The sequence below is a fragment of the Achromobacter sp. AONIH1 genome, assembly GCF_002902905.1.
Taxonomy (GTDB): Bacteria; Pseudomonadota; Gammaproteobacteria; order Burkholderiales; family Burkholderiaceae_B; genus Achromobacter.
The window spans coordinates 2,804,728-2,830,484 of record NZ_CP026124.1; the positions used below are offsets into that span (position 1 = coordinate 2,804,728).

General features: G+C 60.4%; 22 protein-coding genes and 2 pseudogenes. 16 read left to right on the forward strand and 8 right to left on the reverse strand.

The window, feature by feature from the left end:
* Positions 1-33: 33 nt before the first annotated feature.
* Entirely contained in the window at positions 34-1,347 is a 1,314-nt protein-coding gene (locus tag C2U31_RS12695) for an MFS transporter (RefSeq protein WP_103273121.1), read from the reverse strand.
* A 137-nt stretch (positions 1,348-1,484) separates the two neighbouring features.
* Between C2U31_RS12695 and argE the strand changes: the two genes are divergently transcribed.
* The 6 genes from argE (at position 1,485) to C2U31_RS12725 (ending at position 8,235) form a co-directional block, all read left to right on the forward strand.
* Positions 1,485-2,636 (forward strand): acetylornithine deacetylase, encoded by a 1,152-nt coding sequence (argE, locus tag C2U31_RS12700; RefSeq protein ID WP_103273122.1) that lies wholly within the window; start codon positions 1,485-1,487, stop codon positions 2,634-2,636.
* A gap of 116 nt (positions 2,637-2,752) precedes the next feature.
* The gene (gene trpB / locus C2U31_RS12705) at positions 2,753-3,952 is read left to right on the forward strand and encodes a tryptophan synthase subunit beta (RefSeq protein ID WP_103276354.1); all 1,200 of its coding nucleotides are present in this window, start codon (positions 2,753-2,755) and stop codon (positions 3,950-3,952) included.
* Between the two features lie 4 nt (positions 3,953-3,956).
* Positions 3,957-4,817: a tryptophan synthase subunit alpha gene (trpA, locus tag C2U31_RS12710; protein WP_103273123.1), complete on the forward strand. Its 861-nt coding sequence runs from the start codon at positions 3,957-3,959 to the stop codon at positions 4,815-4,817.
* 35 nt (positions 4,818-4,852) lie between these two features.
* Positions 4,853-5,731, forward strand: a complete 879-nt coding sequence (accD, locus tag C2U31_RS12715; RefSeq protein WP_103273124.1) for an acetyl-CoA carboxylase, carboxyltransferase subunit beta — start codon at positions 4,853-4,855, stop codon at positions 5,729-5,731.
* Positions 5,732-5,971: 240 nt separating this feature from the next.
* Entirely contained in the window at positions 5,972-7,171 is a 1,200-nt protein-coding gene (locus C2U31_RS12720) for a site-specific integrase (protein ID WP_004883034.1), read from the forward strand.
* Positions 7,168-8,235 (forward strand): YhcG family protein, encoded by a 1,068-nt coding sequence (locus C2U31_RS12725; RefSeq protein WP_004883035.1) that lies wholly within the window; start codon positions 7,168-7,170, stop codon positions 8,233-8,235. Before C2U31_RS12720 ends, C2U31_RS12725 begins: the two co-directional genes overlap by 4 nt.
* A gap of 239 nt (positions 8,236-8,474) precedes the next feature.
* Here the strand turns inward: C2U31_RS12725 and C2U31_RS12730 are convergent, their stop codons facing one another.
* From C2U31_RS12730 to C2U31_RS12750, 5 genes are all read right to left on the reverse strand, one after another.
* Positions 8,475-9,722 carry a hypothetical protein gene (locus C2U31_RS12730; protein ID WP_004883036.1) on the reverse strand — a complete coding sequence of 416 codons (1,248 nt, stop codon included), beginning with the start codon at positions 9,720-9,722 and terminating at the stop codon, positions 8,475-8,477.
* Between the two features lie 288 nt (positions 9,723-10,010).
* Positions 10,011-11,804, reverse strand: coding sequence for a UvrD-helicase domain-containing protein (locus tag C2U31_RS12735; protein WP_207570148.1), 1,794 nt, complete (start codon positions 11,802-11,804; stop codon positions 10,011-10,013).
* A gap of 8 nt (positions 11,805-11,812) precedes the next feature.
* The gene (locus C2U31_RS12740; protein WP_004883041.1) at positions 11,813-13,951 is read right to left on the reverse strand and encodes an AAA family ATPase; all 2,139 of its coding nucleotides are present in this window, start codon (positions 13,949-13,951) and stop codon (positions 11,813-11,815) included.
* 105 nt (positions 13,952-14,056) lie between these two features.
* Positions 14,057-15,466 carry a Shedu immune nuclease family protein gene (locus C2U31_RS12745; RefSeq protein WP_004883043.1) on the reverse strand — a complete coding sequence of 470 codons (1,410 nt, stop codon included), beginning with the start codon at positions 15,464-15,466 and terminating at the stop codon, positions 14,057-14,059.
* Between the two features lie 61 nt (positions 15,467-15,527).
* A complete protein-coding gene (locus tag C2U31_RS12750; RefSeq protein ID WP_004883046.1) occupies positions 15,528-15,719 on the reverse strand; it encodes a type II toxin-antitoxin system RelB/DinJ family antitoxin in 192 nt (63 codons plus the stop codon).
* Between the two features lie 679 nt (positions 15,720-16,398).
* Between C2U31_RS12750 and C2U31_RS12755 the strand changes: the two genes are divergently transcribed.
* The 4 genes from C2U31_RS12755 (at position 16,399) to C2U31_RS30525 (ending at position 20,807) form a co-directional block, all read left to right on the forward strand.
* Positions 16,399-17,229, forward strand: coding sequence for a DUF932 domain-containing protein (locus C2U31_RS12755; RefSeq protein ID WP_004883049.1), 831 nt, complete (start codon positions 16,399-16,401; stop codon positions 17,227-17,229).
* Between the two features lie 80 nt (positions 17,230-17,309).
* Positions 17,310-19,376, forward strand: coding sequence for a ParB/RepB/Spo0J family partition protein (locus C2U31_RS12760; protein WP_004883050.1), 2,067 nt, complete (start codon positions 17,310-17,312; stop codon positions 19,374-19,376).
* 810 nt (positions 19,377-20,186) lie between these two features.
* The gene (locus C2U31_RS12775) at positions 20,187-20,501 is read left to right on the forward strand and encodes a DUF736 domain-containing protein (protein WP_004883051.1); all 315 of its coding nucleotides are present in this window, start codon (positions 20,187-20,189) and stop codon (positions 20,499-20,501) included.
* Between the two features lie 87 nt (positions 20,502-20,588).
* Positions 20,589-20,807, forward strand: a complete 219-nt coding sequence (locus C2U31_RS30525; RefSeq protein WP_103790875.1) for a hypothetical protein — start codon at positions 20,589-20,591, stop codon at positions 20,805-20,807.
* Here the strand turns inward: C2U31_RS30525 and C2U31_RS12780 are convergent.
* Complete coding sequence (locus C2U31_RS12780) at positions 20,804-21,097, reverse strand: helix-turn-helix domain-containing protein (RefSeq protein ID WP_064717570.1); 294 nt, start codon at positions 21,095-21,097, stop codon at positions 20,804-20,806. The genes C2U31_RS30525 and C2U31_RS12780 overlap by 4 nt on opposite strands.
* Before the next feature lie 118 nt (positions 21,098-21,215).
* On the opposite strand from C2U31_RS12780, the gene C2U31_RS30975 reads away from it, so the two are divergent.
* The 6 genes and pseudogenes from C2U31_RS30975 to C2U31_RS12815 all read left to right on the forward strand — a co-directional run.
* Entirely contained in the window at positions 21,216-21,767 is a 552-nt protein-coding gene (locus tag C2U31_RS30975) for a DUF2958 domain-containing protein (RefSeq protein ID WP_004883053.1), read from the forward strand.
* Between the two features lie 343 nt (positions 21,768-22,110).
* Positions 22,111-22,878, forward strand: coding sequence for a DUF2285 domain-containing protein (locus C2U31_RS12790; RefSeq protein ID WP_004883055.1), 768 nt, complete (start codon positions 22,111-22,113; stop codon positions 22,876-22,878).
* Positions 22,879-22,990: 112 nt separating this feature from the next.
* The gene (locus C2U31_RS12795) at positions 22,991-23,275 is read left to right on the forward strand and encodes an AlpA family transcriptional regulator (RefSeq protein WP_004883058.1); all 285 of its coding nucleotides are present in this window, start codon (positions 22,991-22,993) and stop codon (positions 23,273-23,275) included.
* Positions 23,276-23,289: 14 nt separating this feature from the next.
* Positions 23,290-24,144, forward strand: a complete 855-nt coding sequence (locus C2U31_RS12800; protein WP_028699137.1) for a replication initiator protein A — start codon at positions 23,290-23,292, stop codon at positions 24,142-24,144.
* A gap of 265 nt (positions 24,145-24,409) precedes the next feature.
* Positions 24,410-25,048 carry a ParA family partition ATPase gene (parA, locus tag C2U31_RS12810; protein ID WP_004883061.1) on the forward strand — a complete coding sequence of 213 codons (639 nt, stop codon included), beginning with the start codon at positions 24,410-24,412 and terminating at the stop codon, positions 25,046-25,048.
* Positions 25,045-25,317 (forward strand): annotated as a pseudogene (locus C2U31_RS12815) (chromosome partitioning protein ParB); the annotation flags it as partial. The gene parA and the pseudogene C2U31_RS12815, both read left to right, overlap by 4 nt.
* Here the strand turns inward: C2U31_RS12815 and C2U31_RS12820 are convergent.
* Positions 25,318-25,671: pseudogene (locus tag C2U31_RS12820) on the reverse strand (pentapeptide repeat-containing protein); the annotation flags it as partial. It abuts the pseudogene before it with no gap.
* Positions 25,672-25,757 lie beyond the last annotated feature (86 nt).

Consider the following 25,757-nt stretch of genomic DNA (forward strand, 5'->3'; position numbering starts at 1 on the left):
GGAGGACGCCGCGGGCGCGGCGTCGGACCGATCCTAGTGGTCCAGGCTGTCGTGCGCGCGGTCGCGCATGAAGAAGGACGCCACCAGGCCGAGCGCCACGCCGAACATGACGTAATAGGCCGGGGCCATGGGCGAGCCGGTGGACTTGATCAGCCAGGTCACGATGAACTGGGCGAAGCCGCCGAAGATCATCACCGCCACGTTATAGGCCAGCGACAGGCCGACCGAGCGCACGCGCGCCGGGAACAGCTCGGCCATGACCGTGCTGAACACGCCGAAGAATGCCGACACGAAGAAGCACACCACCACCTGCACGGTCAGCAGGCGCGAGATGGATGGCGCGTCCGTCAGCCATGCGTACAGCGGGTACAGCACCAGCAGGTAGCCGATCAGCGAGCCGATCACGATCGGGCGGCGGCCGACGCGGTCGGACCAGGCACCCATGAACGGCGTCAGCAGCACCATCAGCCCGGCGCCGACCATCTGCACCAGGAAGGTCTGGTTCAGCGGCAGCTTCAGGATCTGGGTCGAATAGGTCACCAGATACGTGAAGGTGATGTAGATGGACACCGTGGCCGTGACAACCAGGCCCACGCCGATCAGCGTCTCGCGGGTGTGGGTCAGCAGCATCTGGCCCAGGCTCAGGCGCTGCACCATGCCGCGCGCGGCGGCCTGGCGGTCCTCTTCCTTCATCTGCTTGAAGGCGTCGGTTTCGTCGATGTTGCGGCGGATATAGATGGCGATGGGCACGATCACCAGGCCGAACGCGAAGGGCAGGCGCCAGGCCCAGGCGGCGATCTGTTCCTGGGTGAAGAACTCGGTGATCAGCGTGCCGCAGGCCGCGCCGATCAGCAGCGCCAGCATCTGGCCGGCCATCTGCCAGGAGCCGTAGAAGCCGCGACGGCCCTTGGGCGCCATTTCGATCAGCAGGGCGGTGGACGTGCCGAATTCGCCGCCGGCCGAGAAACCCTGCAGCAGGCGCGCGATCAGGATGAAGATGGGGGCCAGGATGCCGGCCGCGTGGTAGGTCGGGGCCACCGTGATCAGGGCGATGGACACCGCCATCAGCGAGGTGACCATCACCATGGCGGCCTTGCGGCCCTTCTTGTCGCCGTACAGGCCAAGGATGATGCCGCCGACCGGGCGCATGAAGAAGCCGACGCCGAAGATGGCGGTGGTCATCAGGATCGCGTTCAGCTCGCTGCCGGGCACGCTGGGGTCGGTGGGGAAGAACAGCTTCGAGATGATTGGCGTCATGAACGCGAACACCAGGAAGTCGTACCATTCGAGGGCATTGCCTATGACTGCGGCCACGATGTTGCGCGTGGGAACTGCTTTGTGCTGCACGGTTTCTCCTTGGGGGTGTATTGCACTGCGGGCGGTATTCTAGATCGTTCACTCTTTAAGGATCGCCGCCCGCGTCCGGCACGTGGGCGCGCGCTGGCTTTAAACTCTGTTCTTTCACACCTCAAGAGAACAGACACATGAACGCGCGCACCTGGCTGGAAACGCTGGTCGGCTTCGACACCACCAGCCGCAATTCCAATCTCGCCCTGATCGAAACTGTCCGCGACTGGCTGCGCGGCCAGGGCGTGGAGGCCTGGCTGGCGCACAATCCCGAACGCACCAAGGCGAACCTGTTCGCCACGCTGCCCGCGCAGGACGGCAACCAGCAGGGCGGCATCGTGCTCTCGGGCCACACCGACGTGGTGCCGGTGGATGGCCAGGACTGGAGCTCGGATCCGTTCAAGCTGATCGAAAAGGACGGCCTGCTCTATGGTCGCGGCAGTTGCGACATGAAAGGCTTCATCGCCGGTTCGCTGGCCCTGGTGCCGGAATTCCTGGCCATGCCGCGCAAGAAACCCATCCATCTGGCGTTCTCCTACGACGAGGAAGTCGGCTGCGCCGGCGCGCCCTACATGCTGGCCGACCTGCACGAACGCGGCATCCGCCCCGAGGGCTGCGTGGTGGGCGAGCCCACCGGCATGCAGGTGGTGGTGGCGCACAAGGGCATCAACCTGTTCCGCTGCAAGGTGCACGGCAAGGCGGCGCACTCGTCGCTGACCCCGCGCGGTTGCAACGCCATCGAGTACGCCGCCCGCCTGATCTGCCGCATCCGCGACCTGGCCGACAGCTTCAAGGCCAACGGTCCGTACGACCAGTTCTACGACGTGCCGTTCTCGACCATGACCACCAACCAGATCCGTGGCGGTATCGCTGTGAACACGATTCCGGAGCTGTGCGAGTTCACCTACGAATTCCGCAACCTGCCCGGCATGCGTCCCGACGACATCCAGGCCGAGGTCGAGCGCTATGTGCGCGAAGAGCTGCTGCCGCGCATGCAGGCCGAGTTCGACGGCGCCCGCATCGAGATCGAGACCGGCGCGGCCGCCCCGGCGCTGGAAGCCTCCGAACAGGCAGCCATCACCCAGCTGGTGCGCGCGCTGACCGAGGACCGCGTCACCCGCAAGGTCGCCTATGGCACCGAGGCCGGCCTGTTCCAGGGCATCGGCATCCCCACCGTGGTATGCGGCCCCGGCCACATCGAACAGGCCCACAAGCCCAACGAGTACGTGGCGCTGGACCAGCTCGCGTCCTGCGAAACCTTCCTGCGTCGCCTGGGCCAGTCCCTCTGACGGCCGCCGGGGCGGCGCCCATGCCGCCCCGCCTGGGCCCGGCTCAGGTAAAATGACGGGTTGCAAACCGGTTGGGGACAGGCACTGGCCTGTCGCCGCGCCGGGGGAGAAGCTTGGTGAAACCTTACGATTTTCCGGATGCCAAGGGCCATTTCGGCCCCTATGGCGGCGTTTTCGTGGCGGAAACGCTGATGCACGCGCTCGACGAGCTGCGCGCCGCTTATGACCATTGCCGCGTCGATCCGGCCTTCATCGAAGCGTTCAACTACGAGCTCAAGCATTTCGTCGGCCGGCCCAGCCCGGTCTACCATGCCCGCCGCTGGTCGGACATGTTGGGCGGCGCCCAGATCTGGTTCAAGCGCGAAGACCTGAACCACACCGGCGCGCACAAGGTCAACAACTGCATCGGCCAGGCGTTGCTGGCCAAGCGCATGGGCAAGCCCCGTGTCATCGCCGAGACCGGCGCCGGCCAGCACGGCGTGGCCACGGCCACCGTGGCGGCGCGCTACGGCATGGAATGCGTGGTCTACATGGGCAGCGAGGACGTGCGCCGCCAGGCTTCCAACGTCTACCGCATGAAGCTGCTGGGCGCCACGGTGGTGCCGGTGACTTCCGGTTCGCGCACCCTGAAGGACGCGCTGAACGAAGCCATGCGCGACTGGGTCACCAATATTGAAAACACGTTCTACATCATCGGCACGGTGGCGGGGCCGGACCCCTATCCGCGCATGGTGCGGGACTTCCAGACCGTGATCGGCAACGAATGCCTGGTCCAGATGCCCGAAGCCATCGGCCGCCAGCCCGACTACGTGGTTGCGGCGGTAGGCGGCGGTTCCAATGCCATGGGCATCTTCCATCCCTACATTCCCCACGAAGACGTGCGCCTGATCGGCGTCGAAGCGGCGGGCGAGGGCCTGGAGACGGGTCGTCACGCCGCCTCGCTGGCGGCGGGCACCGTGGGCGTGCTGCACGGCAACCGCACCTACGTCATGCAGGACGCCGACGGCCAGGTGCAGGAAACGCATTCGGTCTCGGCCGGCCTGGACTATCCCGGTGTCGGTCCCGAGCACGCCTGGCTCAAGGACAGCGGCCGCGCCGAGTACGTCGGCATCTCGGATGAGGAGGCGCTCAAGGCCTTCCACGACTGCTGCCGCATCGAAGGCATCATGCCGGCGCTGGAGTCCTCGCACGCCATTGCGCAGGCCGTGAAGATGGCGCCGTCGCTGCCGCGCGACAAGGTCATCCTGGTCAACCTGTCGGGCCGTGGCGACAAGGACATGCATACCGTCGCCGAACGCGGCGGCATCGAGCTGTGACGCCATGACGACCCGCAACGATCGTATCGCCGCCGCCTTCGCCCGCACCGCCGCCTCCGGCCGGGCGTCGGCGCTGATCCCCTACATCGCCGCCGGCGATCCCTCGCCCGCGGCCACCGTGCCGCTGATGCACGCGCTGGTCGAGGCCGGCGCCGACGTGCTCGAACTGGGCGTGCCGTTTTCCGATCCCATGGCCGATGGCCCGGTGATCCAGCGCGCCGCCGACCGCGCCATCGCGCAGGGCGTGGGCCTGGCCCGCGTGCTGGAGCTGGTGGCCGAGTTCCGTCAGCGCGACACGGCCACGCCCGTCGTGCTGATGGGCTACGCCAATCCCATCGAGCGCATGGGGCAGGCCGATTTCGCCAGCCGCGCCGAAGCGGCCGGCGTGGACGGCGTGCTGGTGGTGGACTATCCGCCCGAGGAAGTGGTGGAGTTCGCCGGCATGCTCGACCAGCACGGCATCGCGCCGATCTTCCTGCTGGCGCCCACCTCGACCGAGCCGCGCATCAAGGCCATCGCCAATGTCGCCCGAGGCTATGTCTACTATGTCTCGCTCAAGGGCGTGACCGGCGCGGGTTCCTTGAACACGCAGGACGTGGCTGAACGCCTGGCGCTGATCCGCCGCCATGTCTCCATTCCGGTGGGCGTGGGCTTCGGCATCCGCGACGCCGAAAGCGCCCAGCGCGTGGCGCGTTCCGCCGACGCGGTGGTCATCGGCAGCAAACTGATCGAAACCATGGAGCAGGCGGTGGCCAATGCGCCCGCCGCCCAGCAAACCGACGCTGCAGTCGCCGCCGCCAGCGGCTGGCTGCGCACCATCCGGCAAGCGCTGGATCAAGTAAAACGAGAAAACGCCTCGGCCTGAACGCCGGGCGCGACCTCATACGGGATGAAACATCAATGAGCTGGATCGAAAAACTCCTGCCTCCTCGCATCAATAAAACCAGCGACAGCGGCGCCCGCCGCGTGCCCGAAGGCTTGTGGGTCAAGTGCCCCTCGTGCGAGTCGGTGCTGTATAGCGAAGACCTGGCGGCCAATCTGCACGTGTGCCCCAAGTGCGACCATCACATGCGCATCGGCTCCCGTGCCCGCATCGATTCGTTGCTGGATCTGGAAGGTCGCGTCGAGATCGGCCAGACCACGCGCTCGGTCGACACGCTGAAGTTCAAGGACACCCGCAAGTATCCCGAGCGTCTGCAGGAAGCGACCAAGCAGACCGGTGAAACCGACGCACTGGTGGTCATGGGCGGTTCGATCCGCGGCGTGCCCGCCACGGTGGCCTGCTTCGAATTCGAATTCATGGGCGGCTCGATGGGGTCGGTGGTGGGTGAGCGCTTCGTGCGCGGCGCCCAGGCCGCGCTCGACAACAAGACTGCCTTTATCTGCGTTGCCGCCTCGGGCGGCGCGCGCATGCAGGAAAGCCTGCTGTCGCTGATGCAGATGGCCAAGACCAACGCCATGCTGACGCGGCTGTCGGCCGCCGGCCTGCCGTTCATCAGCGTGCTGACCGACCCCACCATGGGCGGCGTGTCGGCCAGCTTCGCCTTCATGGGCGACGTGGTGATCGCCGAGCCCAAGGCGCTGATCGGCTTCGCCGGTCCGCGCGTGATCGAGCAGACCGTGCGGGAAAAGCTGCCGGAAGGCTTTCAGCGCGCCGAGTTCCTGCTGCAGAAGGGCGCCATCGACATGGTGGTGGATCGCCGTCAGTTGCGCGAGGAAATCGCGCGCTTGCTGGCGCTGCTGAATAACCAGCCTGCCGACGTGGTGACGGCGGCCTGAGCGCGGATTCGTCCGCATCTGCGTCAGCAAAAAGCCGGCGGCCTCAGGGCCGCCGGCTTTTTTATTTCACCATGACTCCAGCACCGAAATTCGCTGGACTACGCTACAGCCCGATACAGCAGGTTTATCAATGACTTAAGCGAGTTCAACATATGCCGGTGCTTTCCGAAACCTGACCTGACTTCCGACCGCCTGACTCCTATCCGGCCCTTGGAATCCAGGTCTTTCCAAGGAGTCATCATGGCTAAGATCAAACTCACTAAGTCCGCTGTCGATGCGGCGCAACCCCAGGCAGAGGCCGTCGAACTCCGGGACACGCTGGTCCCCGGCTTCCTGTGCAAGATTACCCCGGCGGGTCGCAAGGTGTTCATGCTCCAGTACCGGACGAACGCTGGCGAGCGCCGCAAGCCCTCGCTAGGACTGTACGGGGAGCTGACCGTCGAACAGGCGCGGTCGCTGGCGCAGGAATGGCTGGCCCAAGTCCGCCGAGGCGGAGATCCCGCCGCAGAGAAGGCGGAGGCGCGCCAGGCACCTACGGTCAAGGAGCTATGCACGAAGTTCATGGAGGACTACTCCAAGAAGCGCAACAAGCTCAGCACCCAAGCCGGCTATCAGGCTGTCATCAATCGCAACATTATTCCGCTGCTGGGACGCAAGAAAGTTCAGGACGTGAAGCGTCCTGAAATCGCCGGACTGATGGAAAAGCTTTCGTACAAGCAGACCGAGGCGAACAAGGTATTCAGCGTCTTGCGCAAGATGTTCAACATGGCCGAGGTATGGGGCTATCGGCCCGACGGTACCAACCCTTGCCGTCACGTCCCGATGTTCCCTGCCGGCAAATCGACTCACCTCATCAGCGACGAAGAAATGGGCAACCTGTTCCGACAGCTCGACAAGATCGAGTCGGAGGGGCTGGAGAACTACGTCATCCCTTTGGGAATCCGCCTGCAGTTCGAGTTCGCCGGCCGCCGCTCGGAAATCATCGCGCTGGAATGGAACTGGGTTGACTTGCAGAACCGGCGCGTCGTCTGGCCTGACAGCAAGACAGGCGGCATGTCTAAGCCCATGAGCGAGGAAGCCTATCGGCTACTCTCGACGGCACCCCGGCAGGAGGGTAGCCGCTATGTGCTGCCTTCTCCTAGCCACGCTGGCAAGCATCTAACCACGGGCGAGTATTACGGTGGCTGGAGCCGTGCGCTCAAGGCGGCTGGCGCTACGCACGTGGGCACGCACGGCATCCGCCACCGTTCGGCGACCGACATTGCCAATTCGGGCATCCCGGTCAAGGTCGGCATGGCGCTAACGGCGCACAAGACCGTCGTCATGTTCATGCGCTACGTCCACACCGAGGATAAGCCGGTGCGAGAGGCGGCCGAACTGGTGGCGAATCGGCGTAAGACGATCACCGGGATGCAGGGAGCCAAGGAGGTGGCCGCATGACCCGGCGCAAGGCATCCGTCTCAGCGCCAGCAGCGCCGCCCGCGCTGCTGGGCGACATCCGGGCACTGATCGAAGCGTCGCGCCAGCGCGTCGCCTCGGCGGTCAATGCCGAGCTGACATTGCTGTTCTGGCGCATTGGCCAGCGCATCCATACGGAAGTGCTTGCCGGGCAGCGGGCCGGGTACGGCGACGAAATCCTGCCGACCCTGGCGGCGCAGCTTGTCCGCGACTACGGACGTAGCTTCGCGGACAAGAACCTGCGCCGGATGGTGCAGTTCGCCGCCACCTTCTCGGACGAGCCAATTGTCGTGACGCTGTCACGACAATTGAGCTGGTCGCATTTCGTGGCGCTGCTGCCGCTAAAAGACCCGCTCCAGCGGGACTACTACGTGCAAATGGCCAGCGCCGAACGCTGGAGCGTGCGGACGCTACGCGAGCGCATCGACTCGATGCTATACGAGCGCACGGCGCTGTCCAAGAAGCCGGACGAGACGATCACGCAAGAGCTGGCGGCGATGCGCGATGCGCAGCGCATGTCGCCGGCGCTGGTCATGCGCGACCCGTACATCCTCGACTTCCTGGGCCTGCGCGATACCTGGCAGGAAGGCGACCTGGAAGCCGCGATCATCCGCGAAATGGAGTCTTTTTTGCTGGAGTTGGGCGCGGGCTTCTCTTTCCTAGCCCGGCAGAAACGCATCCAGATCGACGACGAGGATTTCCACCTGGACCTGCTGTTCTATAACCGCAAGCTGCGGCGGCTGGTGGCGGTGGAGTTGAAGATCGGCGAGTTCAAGGCAGCATACAAGGGGCAGATGGAGCTTTATTTGCGTTGGCTCGACAAGCACGAACGCGAACCGGAGGAAGCCTCGCCGCTGGGCATCATTCTTTGTACCGGCAAGAAGTCAGAGCAGATCGAGTTGCTGGAGCTGGACAAGTCGGGCATCCACGTAGCCGAATACCTGACGACCCTGCCGCCGCGTGCGGTGCTGGGGGAGCGGTTGCAGCAGGCGACCGAACGGGCGCGGTTGCAGATCGAGCAGCGGCAGCCTGGCGAGAAGTCCTGACAGCAGCATCTGTCCAACCGTACACCCAAACCACAGCACGAGCATGTGGCAACGGATCTCTTGCTCTATCGAGGCTCCATGCTAGTGTGGAATCGCCATAGGCCGATAAGGAACTGGCCTGCGGCTCAAGGATGCGCTGGGGCTAGTGGGCGCGAGCGCCCAATCACATGATTATCGCGGGCAGCAGCGCCATGTTCTATGCCGATCGCTGTTTTAATTAAATATCTCAAACTATAAAGTCAGTTAATTTTTTCAAAATATTCACGAATCAAGTCATCATTTTTTAAATACGAATCGAGAACCTGAAACAGAAAAAGATCCCCGCTAATATTTATATCAAACGGGATCATTGAGTTATCTATTTTGAATGTCTTTATTTTTCTATGCCCCTTGATGTTGGCATTGCTCAATCTTTCTTGATAGCTATCCAACGTATATACGATAAATTCGTGATCCAAGTGAGTTATAAAAAAATCATCGCCTTTTGAACTGTATTCAAGATGGATGACTTGCGTTACGACGTCGTCGCCTGCCACCTCAAAGTCCTCCATCAATTCTTCAAAAGTCAAACTTAGCTTCTCTGCGTCATGGTGAATCCATAGATTGTTCTCATATTTATCGGTGGAGTAGAACTTTGACAATCTAGGAAGGGAAGATATTTTCAATCGCAACGGAGCGCCAAACTCCATCTCCTCCATTGCAGGGACATAATCGGAGACGTAATCAATCCTGAATGCTATTTCGGACAGCATTCCTTTTTCAATGAGTTCCTCGATAGAGGTAAGCAGCTTCCTCGGAACTTTTATCCAGAAGTGTCGCCCTATGCGTTCATCGCGTATTGTCTGACTATCCTTGTCGTTGAATATCTGAATATTCTCGTTCAGGCTGACAAGACTATATTTAGAGAACTGAGCATCTTCCTTTCTTATGTCAATTCCAATTTTCTCGTACTCACGTTCAACTACCTTGGAATATTTTAGCTCCAGCATCTCAGCCCTCCCCATGATTGATTGGTGCTTGGAATAAAAAATGCAGCCAATGCGATAATTTGCGTAATTTTCTTTTATGTACGAAACACCATCTTCGTCATGGATATGCTTGTAGGAATTGTTGAGAATTTCTAGCGATCCCGGATACTCGTTGAGATAATTATTTAAGTAGTCCATTAAATGCTGGATTGTCTTTATAGCCAATCGCTTGTCCACTAGATCAAGCTGTGGCCCATAAAACTTGGCTGCGTTTGGATGGTCGCGTTTGGCTTCAAATTCTTTCAGAATGGCCGCCTTTTCATTCATGCAGCCCTCCGTATAAGCACGCATTACGTCTGCCTGAAAGCTCTCATTTGCCAGAGAGGTTTGGATGAGGGGAAGCAATTTCTTGACAAAGATCGGGTCTTTATTAAGAAAGACGTAGCAAAATTTCCCAAAGCTGAATAACGCGATTTTTTCCGAAGAAAATTCATTGATTTCTTCAAAGATATTTTTCATATTTTTTACTCAACTCGCCGTAGTCCAAATAGTAAGCGACGGAACCTTGAGCGTCTCCACTTTGTGGATCGCGCTGCTCCACGTTCGCTATTCGCTCATCCCTGACGGGACTGGCATTCGCCAGCCCTCCACGGCCCGACACTGTGATCCGGGCCTGCGCGCTCCGCTTGCATGTTGAGCTGGCGACAGCAGGGCATGCAGAGCGAGCCGCGCGCAGATGATTCAGCCAAACGCTAAACAAAGCTGTAGGGCATCCCATAGAGAGCGCGGTTGCGCTACTCGTGATTTCTATGGAATTTGATCGTATCCAAAACTGCATGAGGCAAGCTTGCGAGTTACTTGATACTCTTCGCCAGAATACTGGCGAACTCGACCTCGTTCCGAAACAAGGTGCAGGTTCTTCCTTGCCCGCGAACCAATGACATACAGCAATTTCATCGCGCTTTCTTGACCGTTCGGATCATTGAAATGCGGCACCATATCTTCTAATAATGCATAAGCGATCACTGCATCGAACTCGGCTCCCTTGACGCCGTGTATCGTCGAGATGGTGATTCCAGTCCTATGCTGAAATACCTTCCTGAATGTCTCAATATCGCCTATAAATTCGCTACCTTCACTCTTCAATCGATTTACCCGGGCTTGCGAACTATCGAAGAAGGCAACGTGATGCTCTTGAAGCAGCGTGAAAAGGCGAAAGTCGATTGCTAAGTTTGCAAACAGACGCTCGAAAAATGCGCTCAAGTAGGTAAGACCATCTGTTTCATCGATCTTAATTGCATTGCACTCCCTCAACAAGGACCTCCGCGTGAGCTTCGACACGCTAGCCCCGGCCGCCTCTAGGTCATTCAGAATCTCCCCGGCCCACCGCAGTCTGCGCACATACATTCCCGGCGATGCCTGAGTAAGTGCAATCTTAGAAAGCCTGTACCAGAAATTCTCTGTGTCCCGTGCAAAGGGAACCATACCGGGGCCATCGAATGAGTACTCCGGCATGCTGGCGACCAAACGACGTGTCATGCTTGCAAGATGCGTCCACTGTGGCGCGAGAATGCACACCTCGTGAGGTGAGATGCCCATAGTCTCAATGTTGAAACGGATGAGCCGGATGAGCTCAGCGTCCAGATCATTTTTGCTCACTGTGTCGTCGAATGAAATAAGGCTTGGGTACGCCTTGTCCTCGGATGCGGCTTCGATGCGTGTGTTGTGAACGTTGTAGTTTCCGAAGTACTCAATGATGCGCTCAGAAGAACGGTAGTTCCGCGACAGTTCGAGTTCGTCCAAATCGATATTGGCCATCGCCTTGAAATCCTCGAAGGCAATCGGATATCCGCCAAGCGATTGATAAATCGCCTGGTTAGGATCTCCGACAATAAAGGCCTTGGTCGCACCTTGACCAGCTTTCAGAATGGCGGTGATGATCGAATACTGAATTCGTTTGGTGTCCTGATACTCGTCGATCAGCACGAAAGAGAACAACTGTGCCAGAAGAGTGCTGATCGCAGGATGACGTGCGATCAGTTGGTACGCATAGTAAAGAATGAGCTCAAAGTCTAGCTGCCGACTTTCGTGCAGAATCTCAAAATACTTGCCCAATATGACGTGAAGACCCGAATGCTTCCAATCTTGTGGGCAGGAGAGCACATATCCAGTTTCGGTGTAATAAAACTCACAATCCCAGAATGTTATTTTTGGCTTCTGGTAAGGCTTGCACAATGCCTCCAGGATTTTCTCGCGCTCATGCTGATCGATCACACGGAAGCCTCGATCCAACGCTTCGTGATAGATGCCGTACGGTTTCAATATCCATTCAAGACAGAACGAATGTATCGTTCCTATCCATAATCGGGATGTATCCACCCCAAGGCTCTCAATGCGCTCGTGGATTTCGTCGGCGGCACGGTGCGTATAAGTGATGGCAACGACAAACTGCTTGTTCGATTTCAGCCTGGACAACTCATAGGCGATTTTGTAGGTGAGCGTGCGCGTTTTCCCGCTGCCCGGGCAAGCGATGAGAAAGACGCTCCCTGGCTTCAGAATGGCTGCTTCCTGCTCGGGATTCAGATCATCTTTGTTCCACATGAACATGATCAGAACACCGCGAGTACATCGTTGATGCGATCATCTGGGAACGTGGCAAGCATCTCGTTTCGGATGCCGACGAAGTCGATGTCTCCATTTCGGAAGGCCAGCAGCTTGGCCCTAAAGTCGTCGAATACGGCAGACGCAGTGAAGATATCTTCTGCATCGATGTAGTTCACGCGGTAGCTCAGCACGTTAAACCAGACTTCCTTAGTGACCACCGGATGCGCAAAAGCGATGGCGTCCAAGATGTACTTCGGAATGGCGGTCTGCGGATCGATCTTCTTTCCCAGCAAGATGGCAAACCATCCCTTGCCGTAGTTGTCCGCCATGGTCAATGCGCGCTGACCGAACAACGCGATGTCCGCTGATTCGAGCTCCGCCTTGGCCGTCGCGATGGTTGGTGCATCCTTGTAGACATCAGGAAGGATGCCGACCACCTTACGCGCATTGCCGGCGGCAATGAAGTCGACCTCGAAGGTATGGGGGGCAAAGAATGGAGAAACCCACCCGTTATCTTTGAAGGTGTCTTCCAATAACGCTTTCCTGGCGACCCCTTTTTCCTGGGATGCCTGATACTTGCCCTTGCGCCGGAGCAGCCCTTCGGAGTCTCCCGCCGCCGGCGTTGTGTCAATGATGGACTTGTCAAGGTCGGTGACGATGCTGCACCGCTTCCGGATTCGGGCATCATCGAAAAGAACCGCGACGTTCTGAAATCCAGTGCTGCGGATATTAATTAAACTGATGCCGAGTTCATCAAGGCTGACGCCTAGCACGTTCTTGATCAGGATCGGAACGAGAATTTCTTCTGCATCGCCCTCCACTAAGAGGACGCTCTTGGCAAACAACAAGTTGCTACGGACAGCATCCAGGTAGCGTTGAATGTTGCCGATCTCTTCTGGGTTTAGGCCAATTGCAGGCTGGTATGCCTCGCAACGATCACCTTCTCTGCCGAGGATGTTCACGTTCTGAACATTGCTGACCTCAGAGATGTGCGTCGAATGGGTCGAATAAATGATCTGTGTGTCGTCGTATTTGAGCTTGTCGAACAGTGTTTTCTGGATATGTGTGTGAATGTGAGCTTCCGGCTCTTCGATAAGCAGAAAGTTGGCGATCGACTGTTTAGCCTTTTGATACTTGAATTCAAGCAGTTTCAACGTGAGGAATATCAGGTTTGCTCCACCAAGGCTCAGCTCGTGGATCGGTCCTTCGTGGCTCTCCCCCGATTCGCCAACGAACAGCTTGAGCGACTGGAACAACTTGTCAGCTTCGTCTGGCAGATCCGACTTGATAGAAAGAGAAGACGGCGAATACGCCTCACCCGCCGCATCCTTGATGGTGTCTCTGATATCCGTCCGGACGACCTGCACGTCTGGCAACGCTTCGATGGAGTCATTCAATGCCTTTACCCCGTCGGTGATAGCCTGGAACGCCACGGGGTCGATATCGCCGCTCTTGCCCTTCAGAAGCGAAAAGAGCGGATTTGTCCGGTTGTTGTGAAATTCGGAGACGACGTCCCGTAGCGCCTGGACGAAAGTGAACGAAATTTCTTTGGAGACGGACAGCACGTTCGGAATCTTCGCGCCGATAACACGAAATTCAACCTCTTCATTGAATCGAACATTCGCGAAGTCGCCGACCACATCCTTATAGAAGGCCTCGTCGTTGAAGTCGGCTTCACTCCGACCTGTGAAAATCGTTTCATAGTCGTCGATGGTGACCGGGTTCAGGATAGCGTCGAGGCCTGCCTGATCACCATCGTTCAATTGAGAAAGTCGCAGCCTGATTTCCTTCTTCGGACGAAAGATCAGGTTGTAAGTGGCCTTGCCGTTCGCCTCTTCCTCAATTACGCCCGTCCCATGTCGGAAGAGCGCCTGCACTGATTCATCCGCAGAGATTTCCTCAAACTCAAGACTGATGATGATCCAATGTCCCTGCCAGCGCCCTAGGCCGCGATGAAAGTCGGTATGCTCCAGCCGGTAGGCAGAGCGAATCATGTTGTCATCAAGCAGCAATCTGATTGCGCGAAAGAGATTGGTTTTGCCAGATCCATTTTCGCCGATGACAGTGTTGATACCCTTCTGGAACAGCAGCTTCGTGTTGGGAAAGTTCCGGTAGTTGACCAGGCTGAGCTTGGATATATGCATTTGATTCAATCTTGTTGTTGAAATCCACATGCCGATCGGCCGATGGATTGGTTGAACACTGCAGCCATTGATCCCAACTACGGAATGGCCAACTGTCAGTTGGTTTTAGAACGGCACCGTGTCTAAGGTAGGAATCGGTTGGAGCGCATTTTTAATCTCGGTTAGCCTTGCAAGTAGTTCATCGAAAGTCACGATCACGATCTCTGCGAACGCATTTCGAACGAGCTCGAATGACTTTCTTTGCTGATGCTCTTGTGGCGTCATGCCAGCGACAACTATGCAGCGAACCGCATAGCTGTGGAGGTCGTATCGGTTCATGTTATTTTTTATGACGGGTAGTTCACTCTGCAATTTGAAACGCTGATCTAGAATTTGAGCAATCGCTCCACCCAATTCTGTCGATGGGCCAAAAACATCATCTCCACGATAGGGAGATTTTCCTAGCAGTTCGGTTTGCGGCTTTTTTATCTCAATGAGGCCAAGATTGCCCGTGGAAGCGGATGCGTATAGAAAATCTGAAAATTTTCCGCCGGACCCGTTAAGTCGCTTGCCACCTGCATAAGCTTGCCCCTGAACCAGCATGGCTGGAACGGCAAATGCAAGACTAAGTATGAAAGGATTTTCCAGAAAGAAGCTTTGCCACTTGCTTTCCGTCAGTCCTTTTCCAAGCATTTCCTGGTATCGCTCAATCAGTTGATTCAGTGTGATGAGCTCAATATCATTCTTTAATGCCAGCAGCGAGCGCGGCTCAGATTCCGCCAGTGCTTCTATATTGTCTTGAACCATGCGAACAGCGGCGCGCCGATCACGCTTGGAAAGCGTCACATGCTGCCGCCCACCATCGGTCATTTCCGTTAGTGCATCAGGTCTTACGCTCTTCTTTAGAGCGGGAAATTGTGCTGAATCGGCAGCATGTAATAAGGTCTGGTAGACATGAAATTGCTTGTCCTTGCGCGCGTCTCTCTGGTGGCGAGAGGCTATGCGATTTAATTCTTTTCTTAATTCATGAAATCTTCTTATTCCGAGAATAAAGAATGGCGAATCAATTTTCGCGTCATTTCCTTTGTGGACAATGAGTATGCTTACGTTTTCTAAGCTGGCGGCTGTTTCGCAAATTTGCCGATATTCCCACAGAAGCCCCAAACCGAATCGAAAATCTTTGGCAAACCCATCCGGCAACTGCTCAAGAAGCCCAACGACATCGTCAGTAGTCTCTGGCAGTATGTAGGGCTCGATAACAGGCCGAGCGACGACGATGCGTTCAAGGGTGCCGTATTTAGGTTGCAGGTAATCGTCGCGATCTTCTCGAATATTAAGAGGCCAAATGGTCAATCTGTCTGGACACACATTGAGCAGTCTCGCTATTGGCGAATCCGGCTTGCGCTCCGCTGCGGGAATATCAGTGAAGAAAACGTTAATGCCTTCCTCTTCCGGTTCGGCTGCTTCAATGACAAGGAAGGGGCCGCCGTCCAAACGCTCACGTTGATTGAATGCTGAAGGTCTGATAGATGCCATGAACTATTCTTGATCCCTACTGTTCAGAGAAACGATTTGCGGGCCTTGCCTCAGCGCAACCTTATGGTGCCTTCCGATCAGAATCGGACGACACACGATTGATGTCAAAGGGGAGTGCCTTATCTGCCGCGATTCGGGTCAGCAGCATCCGAATCGCATCCGAAATTGATAACCCCATTTCAGCCAGAACAACAGTTGCGGCTTCTTTAATCTGCCCGTCAATCCGGGCACGAACGACGTCGTTACTTGCCATTGTTGCGCTCACAATAGATGTAGCTACATTGTGGCTCATAAGTACTATTGCGTCACTTACATTTTGTTGTGAACAGTAGAGCATCCCGGCGTGCCGCCGTCGGGCTCGCGGGCGTTGCCCCGCGCCTCGTGCCGAGTCGCGGCCATGCGGCTTTGATCCCTGATGCCTCCGGCCGTCTCTTCGCTCCTGGCCTGCGCGCGGCGCTTGCCCTCCAGGGGATCGGCTGGACAGCCCATCCCCGCCGCGCCTTGCTTGGCGCCCCTCGCATGCACCGAACAGGTTGCACCTGATCGACCAACAGCCATCCAGCTAGGCGTGCCGCTGGCACGCAGGGGCGCTCGCCGCGCGGCGTTGGTTTCAGCGCACCCCCTGGCCCATTGGCCGCTGTTCGTCTTTCCCCAAGTTCATCGCTTTTTCCCGCGACCGTAGCCCGCGGTGCCTGGCCGTCAAGGCGCGCAGGGCCGAGTCCTCGCTGCGCTGCGGGCCGCACCAACCCTGCGCTTCTCCCTTGACGGCCAGTCCCTCGCTGGCCCGGTTTTTCGCGGGCGATGAACTCAGGAAAGACGGCGGCAAACAGGACCGGCCCAGGTCTCTGCGCCGAACCAACCGAAGCCACAACGGGCTCCGAATCTTGGAATCCGGTCAGCTTTGAAACCACAGCAACTCATTGGAGAAAACCATGCAACTCGCATCTCGATTCGCTTCCCATTCCCCGACGCTGCGCAGTGACTACCCGCTGTCCGACGACCAAATCCGCCGCGTAGCCCCGTCCATCTTCGCGGAGGCCCCGCACGATAGCCGCTCCGAACGGTACGCCTACATTCCCACCGCCGCCGTGCTGGCGGAACTGCGCAAGGAAGGGTTTGAACCCTTCATGGCAGCGCAAACCCGCGTGCGGCACGACGACCGCCGCGACTACACCAAACACATGATTCGCCTGCGCCATGCCAGTCAGATCAACGGCGCGGAAGCCAATGAAATCGTGCTGCTGAACTCGCACGACGGCACCAGCAGCTATCAGATGCTGGCCGGAATGTTCCGGTTCGTTTGCAGCAATGGCCTTGTGTGCGGCGATACCGTGGCCGATGTGCGCGTGCCGCACAAGGGCGACGTGGCCGGTTCTGTCATCGAAGGCGCTTTCGAGGTGTTGAGCGGCTTCGAACGCGTGAAGGAATCCCGCGACCTGATGCGCGCTATCACGCTGGACGAAGGCGAAGCCGAAGTGTTCGCCCGTTCCGCGCTGGCCCTCAAGTACGACCCCACCGATAACAAGCCCGCGCCCATCACGGAAAGCCAAATCCTGATGCCGCGCCGGTTCGACGACCGCCGCCCGGACTTGTGGAGCGTGTTCAACCGCACCCAAGAAAACCTGACCAAAGGCGGATTGCATGGCCGCAGCGCCAACGGACGCCGCCAGCAGACCCGCCCCGTGCAGGGCATTGATTCCGATGTGCGCCTCAATCGCGCCCTCTGGATGTTGGCCGATGGCCTGCGCCAGTTGAAGGCCTGATTCCCCACGCGGCAGGGGCAGGCAGCAGCCCTTGCCGCTTTCTTCGCTGCTGCATCCCTGAACCGATAGGAGTTATCACCATGAACGCCATTACCCAAACCGAAGCCCGCGCCCTCAACACCGCCGCCGCTATCCCGCTGGAAGCCGCCGACCCGACCAAGAACCTGATTTTGGTTCCGCTGTCGCGGCTGGTGTCGCGTCCTGCTGGCCGCAACGTGCGCAAGACCCCGCGCATGTCCATTCCCGAACTCGCCGCGAGCATTCAGCGTGTCGGCCTGCTGCAAAACCTCATCGTCATTGCCGCCGCCGATGGCGAGCATTACGAAGTCGTGGCCGGTGGCCGCAGGCTGGCCGCGTTGAAGCTGCTGGCGAAGAAGCGCCGCATCAGCAAGGAATGGGAAGTGCCTTGCCTGTTGGTGGCCGATGGCACCGCCCGCACGGCCAGCCTCACCGAGAACGTGCAGCGCGAAGCCATGCACCCCGCCGACCAGTTCGAGGCATTCGCCGCGCTGGTGGCCGAAGGCCGACCCATCGAGGACATAGCCGCCGATTTCAGCGTCACGCCGCTGGTGGTGCAGCGCCGCTTGAAGCTGGCGAACGTCTCGCCCCGGCTGCTGGCCGACTACCGCGCCGAAGCCGTGACGCTCGATCAGTTGATGGCCCTTGCCATCACCGACGACCACGCCGCGCAGGAAACCGCGTTCTACGACGCGCCGACGTGGCAGCGCAACCCTTCCCAATTGCGCGACCGCCTCACCGAGCGCGAGATTGACGCATACCGGCATCCGCTGGTGCGTTTCGTGGGGCTGGATACCTACGGAGCCGCAGGCGGTGGTGTGCGCCGTGACCTGTTCGCGGAAGGTGACGCGGGCGTGTATCTGACCGATGCCGCGCTGCTGGAACGGCTGGCGCAAGACAAGCTGGCAGGTATCGCCGCCGAGGTGAAGGACGAAGGCTGGGCGTGGGTGGATGCCACCCCCGCCGTGACCCATGCCGACCTGCACGCCTTCCAGCGTGCGCCGAGGGAGCGCCGCGAACCGAACAAGCGCGAAGCGCAGCGCATCGAGAAGCTGCAAACCAAGATGCACGAACTGGCCGCCGCCGTGGATGACGCGCTTGATACCGAGGACGAGGAAAAGGCCGATGCCTTGCAGGAAGAAGGCGAAGCCGTGGGCGAGCAGTTGCAGGCGCTGGAAGATGGCTTGCAGGACTACGGCACGACCGTGAAGGCCGCAGCCGGTGCCATCGTCACCATCGACCGCAACGGGCAGGCAGTGATTCATCGCGGGTTGATGCGCGAGGCCGAGGCCAAGGCGCTGCGCACACTGGAACGCCTGCGCCAAGGTTTCGGCAGCGAAAGCGAAGCCGGGAACGACGACGAAGGCGAGGACGACGAGCAGCCCAAGACCGCCGCCATGTCCGACAAGCTGGCGCAGCGGTTGAGCGCCCACCGCACCGCCGCGCTGCAAATCGAAGTCGCCCGGCATCCGCAAGTGGCGCTGGCCGCGCTGGTGCATGGCATGGTGCAGACCGTCTTGCAGGGCAGCCACTACGGCCACGACTTGCCGCTGGGCGTGAGCCTGAAAGCGCAAGACCGGCTGGAAGGCATCGCCCCGGATATACCGGATTCGCCCGCCGCCGTGGCGCTGCGCGAGTTGCAGCAGGTAGCAGGCGAAGGCTTGCCGGAGGACAGCGCCGAACTGTTCGCCGTGCTGCTAGCGAAGTCGCAAGATGAACTGGTGCGGCTGCTGGCGATATCCGTGGCCGTCACGGTGGACGTGGTGACACCCCGCGCCACGCCGCAGCAACCGGGCGCGGAACTGGCGCAGGCTGTCGGCTTGGACATGGCCGCATGGTGGAAGCCCACCAATGAGGGTTATTTCCGGCATGTGCCGAAGGCCGCGATTCTGGAAGCCGTGGAGCAGTACGCCCCGGCGCACGTCACCCGGCTGGCGAAGTTGAAGAAGGCCGACATTGCCAGCGAAGCCGAGCGGCTGGCCGATGGCACCGGCTGGATGCCTGCCATCTTCAAGGCCGAAGGCACCGACGACACCACGGCGCAGGATGCGCCGCAGGCGGTGACGAACGACGAGCCGGAAGCCATCGACAACGACGACGAGCAGCAGGCCCACGCACTCGCCGCCTGACCTTCACCACCACCGAGCGCCCCGGTTTCGGCCGGGGCGCTTCGCTGTTCCATCAGCATCGGCCCCAGGCCGTTCCGCCCTGGTGCCGATGGTCAAAAATCCGGGCGCGGCGGTGGCCGCGCCCGGTTTCCAAGCCCAAAGCCAGAACGCCCCTTCGCCGCCTTCGGGCGGACGGCGAAGGGGCGGCGCACAAGTGACCTTGTGCGCGGGAAACCCTCGAAGCCCATAAGTGCGTCGGCGCACAGCGCCGACGACATTCCGAACGCGCCCCACCGCAATGGACGGGCGTGTGGGGCTACGCCCCGGCTTGCTGCCGCAGGTTGCACGAAAGCGTGCCGTCCTCGACGCTGGCGGTTCGTCGCCTGTACGTCACGAAGGACGGTTCACCGACACGCCGCCCGGCCTTGCAATGGAGCTTCCACGCCACGCCTCACGCAAAGGGCCGCAAGCAGCAGTAGGGACGCTTTCACCTTGTCGCTGGGCATTGTCCTTGCCCGTGTCAGGGCGCAGGCCGGTGAAGCCGTCGCGCGGGGATGCCGAGTCGGCCATGCCTCCATTCGGGAGCGGGCGGCCAGTACGTCCTTGTGTTGTTGTGAATCCTGGCGGTGGCTGGGCTTCATGGCCGCAACCTTCCAGCGAAAACAATTCCCCCTGCGCTGCGCGCATTCCTCGCGGGACAAATTCTTTTCGCTTCCAGGTTCTCCACGGTGTTGCGACCGCTGCGCGGTGCGGCCAGCCCATCCCCCGCCGGACGGATCACAACAAGGACGCACTGGCGCGACCTTGTTCAACCCGAAAGGAGAAATCATCATGGCTAACATCGGCACCTTCACCGCAGAGAAAGACGGCTTCACCGGCCAGCTCCGCACCCTGACCCTCAACTTCAAGGTCAAGCTGGTTCCCAACGACAAGGGCGAGAACGAAAGCGCCCCGGACTTCCGCCTGCAAGCGGCCGGCCACGACTTCGGCGCGGCGTGGAAGAAAACCAGCGAGGCCGGGCGGGATTACCTGTCGGTGGCCATCGACGATCCTTCATTCCCGGCGACGGTCTATGCCCGCCTGATCGAAGGCGAGAATGACACGCACGACCTCATCTGGTCGCGCAGCAAGCCCAAGGCGGCCTGACGGCCGCCCACCGCGCCCCGCCCATTGCGGCGGGGCGCGGTGCTGCTGATCGCAGCATCGCACGCACAGGGTTTCGGCAGTTGCCCCATGTCCCGCATGTCCAAGGCCAGCATTGCATTGGTGATGGTCGAATGGCTCGAAGCCCGTGGCAGTAGGAACAGCATGGCGTGTCGGCGCATTGCGCCGCCGGGCTTTCGGGCTGCGCCCCATGCCGCCAATGGCGTCATGTCCATTCGGCTTCAATCCCTCACGCCTTCGCGCCTGGCGGCGCTGCGCGCTCCGCTTGCGGGCATTCAGACGCGCTAGGGCGCGTCGCGCTCTTTCAGCACGGCCTCGAACTCCTGGCGCACCCGCGCCAGCAGTTCGTCGGCCTTGTGCGTGTCGTCGCCGGCGTAGGCCAGCGTCAACAGCGTCAGCGGATGCACTTCCATGACCTCGCACAGCTCGGTCAGCTTGTGCAGGGTCGGACTTTTCAAGTCGCGCTCCAGCGTACTCATATAGGTGCGGCTGGACACGTCGGAGAACGCTTCCTGGCTCAAGCCTCGCGCCTTCCTGACTGTCCGTATTGCCGTTGCCAATGAGTGTTTCGCTGTCACTAACTTGGTTTCCCCATAAAAACCAAGATGACAGCCCATTGCGCCCTATAGGGCTACAATCTATAGTGTTCATTCATGGCTGAAAGGCCCGCTTTCGTGCTTTTACGGAAATCCGCAGATGCGGATTCCGACAGAACCGGGGAATCGCATCCGTGTCTTTCCGGCTTCCGACAATTCCGCTTCGGCGCTTCTGTTCTTCTACGGATGCGATGGCTTGCACATCGGTGCTTCCACACGAATGCACGGATGCGTTTCGGCAGTTCTGCGCTTCGGCACCAAAGCGCATTCGCGCATCGTCGGTTTCGTGGAGAAGCTGCCCATGACCCTGCCGCTTGTCACCGCTGATGAACGCGCCCGGCTGCTGGCCCACGGCGCGGCGCTCGCCGCTGGTCAGCGGCTCGACCCGCTGCCCGTGGTGCGCTTGTTCACCCCGGACGCGCATGTGACCTGGCTGCTGGTGTCGCTCGACCCGGCGGATGGCGACACGGCCTACGGCCTGATCGACCTCGGTATCGGTATGCCTGAGCTCGGGATGGTCAAGCTGTCCGACCTGGCGGGCATCGTCGGGCCGCGCAAGCTGCCGGTGCGGCGGGATCGGTATTTCCAGGCGGTGCGCCCGTTATCGGAGTACGTCCGGCTGGCGCAGGAGAACGGCGCGATCACGGACTGATGAAAACCAGCGCGGCCTAGCCAGCCGGGGCGCATCGTGACTATTTCAATCTTGATCAAGACCGTGCAGGTCTGAATCCGCATTCTTGCACCGAAGTGGTGCGATCCTGTTGAAAACAGTCCTGATCTTGGGCGCGGGCTGCGGCACGGTGTTCGGTGCTGCGCGTCATTTTCCTGAAGGCGTAGCCGTCGCATTCAGACGATTTCCGCAACACGCAGAGCCAAATGGTCTTGACACCGACAGTTACAGCCTAACCAATTTTGATGACGACCTGATGGCATTTCGATAGTTCCCGCATCGCGGAAATCGTGGCGACGCATCCCAAACAGAGGGAGGTTTCGCCATGACTGATCGCAGCGCCGAACACTGGTATCCGACAGCGGCCTATCTCTACGTTCTGCACCTTGACGGCCCTGCGCTGGCGTGGGAATACCTGCGCCGAAATCCCGACTACCGCCGCGACTGGCTGCGCCGCCGCCGCCGGCCGGACACGGCGCAGGCGTGGGGCCTGCGCCTGCTGGAAGACCCAGCCCTGGATGCGCGCGACGCGCATCCGGCCTGGTTTCCCGATCACGATGCCGTCGTGCAGGTTTACCCGGACGATGACCCGCCACCCGAAGCCCATGCCTTCGAGTTCTGGCGCGTCCCTGGCCGCAAGCAACTGATCCACGACGGCAAGCGCCTGGTGCTGGTGTCGCATTGGCCCGGCTGCTGCCTGCGGCTCGCGCTCGCGCCGGGCCTGGAAGACGGCATGGCCTACCTCTACGCCACCCGCGCCTGCGCCACGCCCTGCGCGCGCTATCGCACGCTCGCGTCCGAGCTGGACGCATTGGCCGTGGCCACGGTTGCCACGCCTGCGGCGGCGGCCCGTTCCAGGCCCACGACGGCCGCGGTGCTGGAACTGCACACCTTGCAGACGCTCGACGCGACCCTGGCGGGCGCGTCATTGCGCGAAGTGGCCGAAGGGCTGTTCGGCGCCGATGCCGTCGCCGCCGACTGGCACAAGGACAGCGCCTTACGTGCCCGCGTGCGGCGGCTGGTACGTCGTGGCGATGCGCTGATGCGTGGCGGCTATCGCCGCCTGGCACAGCTTCCGCCGCCGTTGCAGTAGGGGGGGACGTTTCGCGTCCCCCGTAGATCGTCCCTTAGCAAGCAGCCTCGCTTTCTTGAAAGTGCCTCTAACCGGCCGCGTGGTGTGGCCGGGCTTGATGGAGGTACATCCCATGCGACCCGCTCCCTTGCGGCCTGCCGCCGCTGCTGTCGCTGCGCCTGCGCAGCCCCAACGCTACCTGACCAACGACGAAGCCGCCGAGTACCTGCGCCTGTCGCCACGCACGCTGGAGAAACAGCGCGTGATCGGCGGCGGCCCGAAGTTCCGCAAGTTCGGCCGCCGCGTCATGTACGCGGTGTCCGACCTCGATGCCTGGGCCGACCAGCGCAGCTACGAGGCGACTTCCGACCCGGAATATGCCGAACGCCACGCGGGCGATTACCGTGATGGCCGCTGATCGCTGGCGCGTGGGTGGCCGTCGCCATGTCCAGCCCGCCAGGGCAAGCCTTGCAGCGCGAACAGCTCGACCTGTTCCGCGCGCTGCCGGGCGACATGGCACCCCGCGACAGCCAGGACTTGATGGCCTTTCCGTTCTTCTCGCTGGCGAAGTCGCGGCGTACCGCGCCGATCGACTTCCGCGCCGGCGGCATCACCATCCGCGTGGAGGGTACGCAGGAGCACGGCATCGCAACGATATGGGATGCCGACCTGCTGATTTGGGCCGCCTCGCAGATCGTGGAGGCGCGCGACGCGGGCTTGCGCCCGTCGCGCTGGATACGCGCCACTCCCTACGAGATCCTGCGCTTCATCGGGCGCGGCACGTCTCTCAACGACTACCTGCGCCTGAAAGCCGCGCTCGACCGGCTGCAATCGACCACGGTGGCCACGTCCATCCGCGAAACCACGGGAAGGCGATTGCATCGCTTCTCGTGGATCAACGAGTGGAAGGAACTGGCCGATGCCAGCGGCGTGCCGCTGGGCATCGAACTGATCCTGCCGGACTGGTTCTATGCGGGCGTGCTCGATGCCGCCTTGGTGCTGACCATCGACCCAGCCTATTTCCGCTTGAAGGGCGGGATCGAGCGCTGGCTGTACCGCCTGGTGCGCAAGCACGGCGGCAAGCAGCCGGGCGGCTGGCAATTCGACTTCCGGCACCTGCACCGCAAGTCGGGCAGCGCTGCGCGCTTCTCCGACTTCGCTTACGACCTGCGCGTCCTGGTGGCGCGGCAGTCGCTGCCCGGCTACGTCCTGGGCATCGAGCGAATGCCGGACGACGGACAAGAACTGCTGACCTTCCGGCCCGTGCTGCACACGGCACGGGGATAACTCGTGGAAAAGGTGTGGACGGCCTCGTGCTATCAGGAGTACCGGGTATCGTGCTATCGGGAGTACGCCTATCGTGCTATCAGGAGTACGAAAACGCCGGAAAGCCAATAACGGCGCGGGTTTGCGGCCCCTCTAACTTCCCTAACAAGAAATACATAACTTTTAGTAGAAGCGCGCCGTTTCGGTGGACAACCGAGAAACGGCACGGCGAACAGCGTTTTGCACGGCAGGTAAAGCCCGGCTTTCCAGCAGGGAGGGCCGCGCCATGATCCTCGCTCTGCTCAACCAGAAAGGCGGTGTCGGCAAGACCACGCTCGCCACGCACATCGCGGGCGAACTGGCGATGCGCGGCCAGCATGTCGTCCTGCTCGATGCCGACCCGCAGGGTTCATCCCTGGACTGGACGCAGCGCAGAAGCCAGCAAGGCTTGCCACGGCTGTTCAGCGCCGTGGGCCTCGCACGCGAAACGCTGCATCAGGAAGCGCCAGAACTCGCCAGGCGGGCCGATCACGTCATCATCGACGGGCCGCCGCGCATCGCCGCCTTGGCGCGCTCCGCGCTGCTGGCGGCCGAGCGCGTGCTGATCCCGGTGCAGCCCAGCCCCTACGACCTCTGGGCCAGCTCGGAAATGGTTTCGCTGATCCGCGAGGCGCAGGTGTTCCGGCCGCTGCTCCGCGCGGCCTTCGTCATCAACCGGCGCGTCAGCACCACCATCATCGGGCGCGAGGCGCGGCAATCGCTCGCCGAACAGCCGCTGCCCGCGCTGCGCTCGGAGGTGCATCAGCGCATCGTCTTCGCCGACAGCGTGGCCGCTGGCCGGCTCGCACGCGAGACAGCGCCCGACAGTGCCGCCGCCCGCGAAATCACCGCCCTGGTGGACGAACTGCTGCGGTGGCCGACATGACAGCGCAGCAGCCACCCAACAGCAAACGCACGGGCAAGCGCGTCGGCATCGGCGCACGTCCGCCCGCGAATCCGCACGCCGAGGCGTGGATTCGTCAGGGCGATGCCGACGCGCTGGGCAAAGGCGACCTCTACACGGCCCGCCTCACGCTCGACATCACGCCCGCCATGCGGGCGCGCATCAAGGTGTCGGCCTTCACGCAAGGCGTGACCGTGGCCGACCTGCTGCGCGGCCTGCTGGAGCGGGAGTTTCCGCCGGAGAACACACCTATTAGTGATATATGCGCTGCAAAACCAGGTGCGCGTGGTGATCATATTCATAAAGCTTGCACCGCGGAAATCTGCGCCTTGTGCGCGGCAGTGGCGAATTTCAATGCCCAAGGCACTGACGTTGCGGAAATCTGCCATTGATAAATCACAGCTTTTGAAAATGGCATCTTTCAGCATTGCGCGACTAAAATTGCACCCTTTCTGACTTTCGCGATCATAGAACTGGCAGCCGATAAATTCAGTGCCGCTCAGGTCGGCACCTGAAAAATCGCAGTTAAAAAATGTACTATTTTCAACTTTCTCACCGGTGAAGCGATTTCTGTCAATTTTTTCGCCAACTAATGCCAGAGTCATATCTATGCCTGTGTTTTTATACAGTAATGACGCCATGGTAAACCTTATGACGTTATGCGTCAAACCCGCCAGTATGACACCTGCAA

Bases quoted from the DNA above. Each gene is read 5' to 3' on its own strand.
- argE (WP_103273122.1), top strand. From the start codon at position 1,485: ATGAACGCGCGCACCTGGCTGGAAACGCTGGTCGGCTTCGACACCACC.
- trpA (WP_103273123.1), top strand. From the start codon at position 3,957: ATGACGACCCGCAACGATCGTATCGCCGCCGCCTTCGCCCGCACCGCC.
- accD (WP_103273124.1), top strand. From the start codon at position 4,853: ATGAGCTGGATCGAAAAACTCCTGCCTCCTCGCATCAATAAAACCAGC.
- C2U31_RS12720 (WP_004883034.1), top strand. From the start codon at position 5,972: ATGGCTAAGATCAAACTCACTAAGTCCGCTGTCGATGCGGCGCAACCC.
- C2U31_RS12725 (WP_004883035.1), top strand. From the start codon at position 7,168: ATGACCCGGCGCAAGGCATCCGTCTCAGCGCCAGCAGCGCCGCCCGCG.
- C2U31_RS12730 (WP_004883036.1), bottom strand. From the start codon at position 9,722: ATGAAAAATATCTTTGAAGAAATCAATGAATTTTCTTCGGAAAAAATC.
- C2U31_RS12735 (WP_207570148.1), bottom strand. From the start codon at position 11,804: ATGTGGAACAAAGATGATCTGAATCCCGAGCAGGAAGCAGCCATTCTG.
- C2U31_RS12740 (WP_004883041.1), bottom strand. From the start codon at position 13,951: ATGCATATATCCAAGCTCAGCCTGGTCAACTACCGGAACTTTCCCAAC.
- C2U31_RS12745 (WP_004883043.1), bottom strand. From the start codon at position 15,466: ATGGCATCTATCAGACCTTCAGCATTCAATCAACGTGAGCGTTTGGAC.
- C2U31_RS12750 (WP_004883046.1), bottom strand. From the start codon at position 15,719: ATGGCAAGTAACGACGTCGTTCGTGCCCGGATTGACGGGCAGATTAAA.
- C2U31_RS12755 (WP_004883049.1), top strand. From the start codon at position 16,399: ATGCAACTCGCATCTCGATTCGCTTCCCATTCCCCGACGCTGCGCAGT.
- C2U31_RS12760 (WP_004883050.1), top strand. From the start codon at position 17,310: ATGAACGCCATTACCCAAACCGAAGCCCGCGCCCTCAACACCGCCGCC.
- C2U31_RS12775 (WP_004883051.1), top strand. From the start codon at position 20,187: ATGGCTAACATCGGCACCTTCACCGCAGAGAAAGACGGCTTCACCGGC.
- C2U31_RS30525 (WP_103790875.1), top strand. From the start codon at position 20,589: ATGTCCCGCATGTCCAAGGCCAGCATTGCATTGGTGATGGTCGAATGG.
- C2U31_RS30975 (WP_004883053.1), top strand. From the start codon at position 21,216: ATGCGGATTCCGACAGAACCGGGGAATCGCATCCGTGTCTTTCCGGCT.
- C2U31_RS12790 (WP_004883055.1), top strand. From the start codon at position 22,111: ATGACTGATCGCAGCGCCGAACACTGGTATCCGACAGCGGCCTATCTC.
- C2U31_RS12795 (WP_004883058.1), top strand. From the start codon at position 22,991: ATGCGACCCGCTCCCTTGCGGCCTGCCGCCGCTGCTGTCGCTGCGCCT.
- parA (WP_004883061.1), top strand. From the start codon at position 24,410: ATGATCCTCGCTCTGCTCAACCAGAAAGGCGGTGTCGGCAAGACCACG.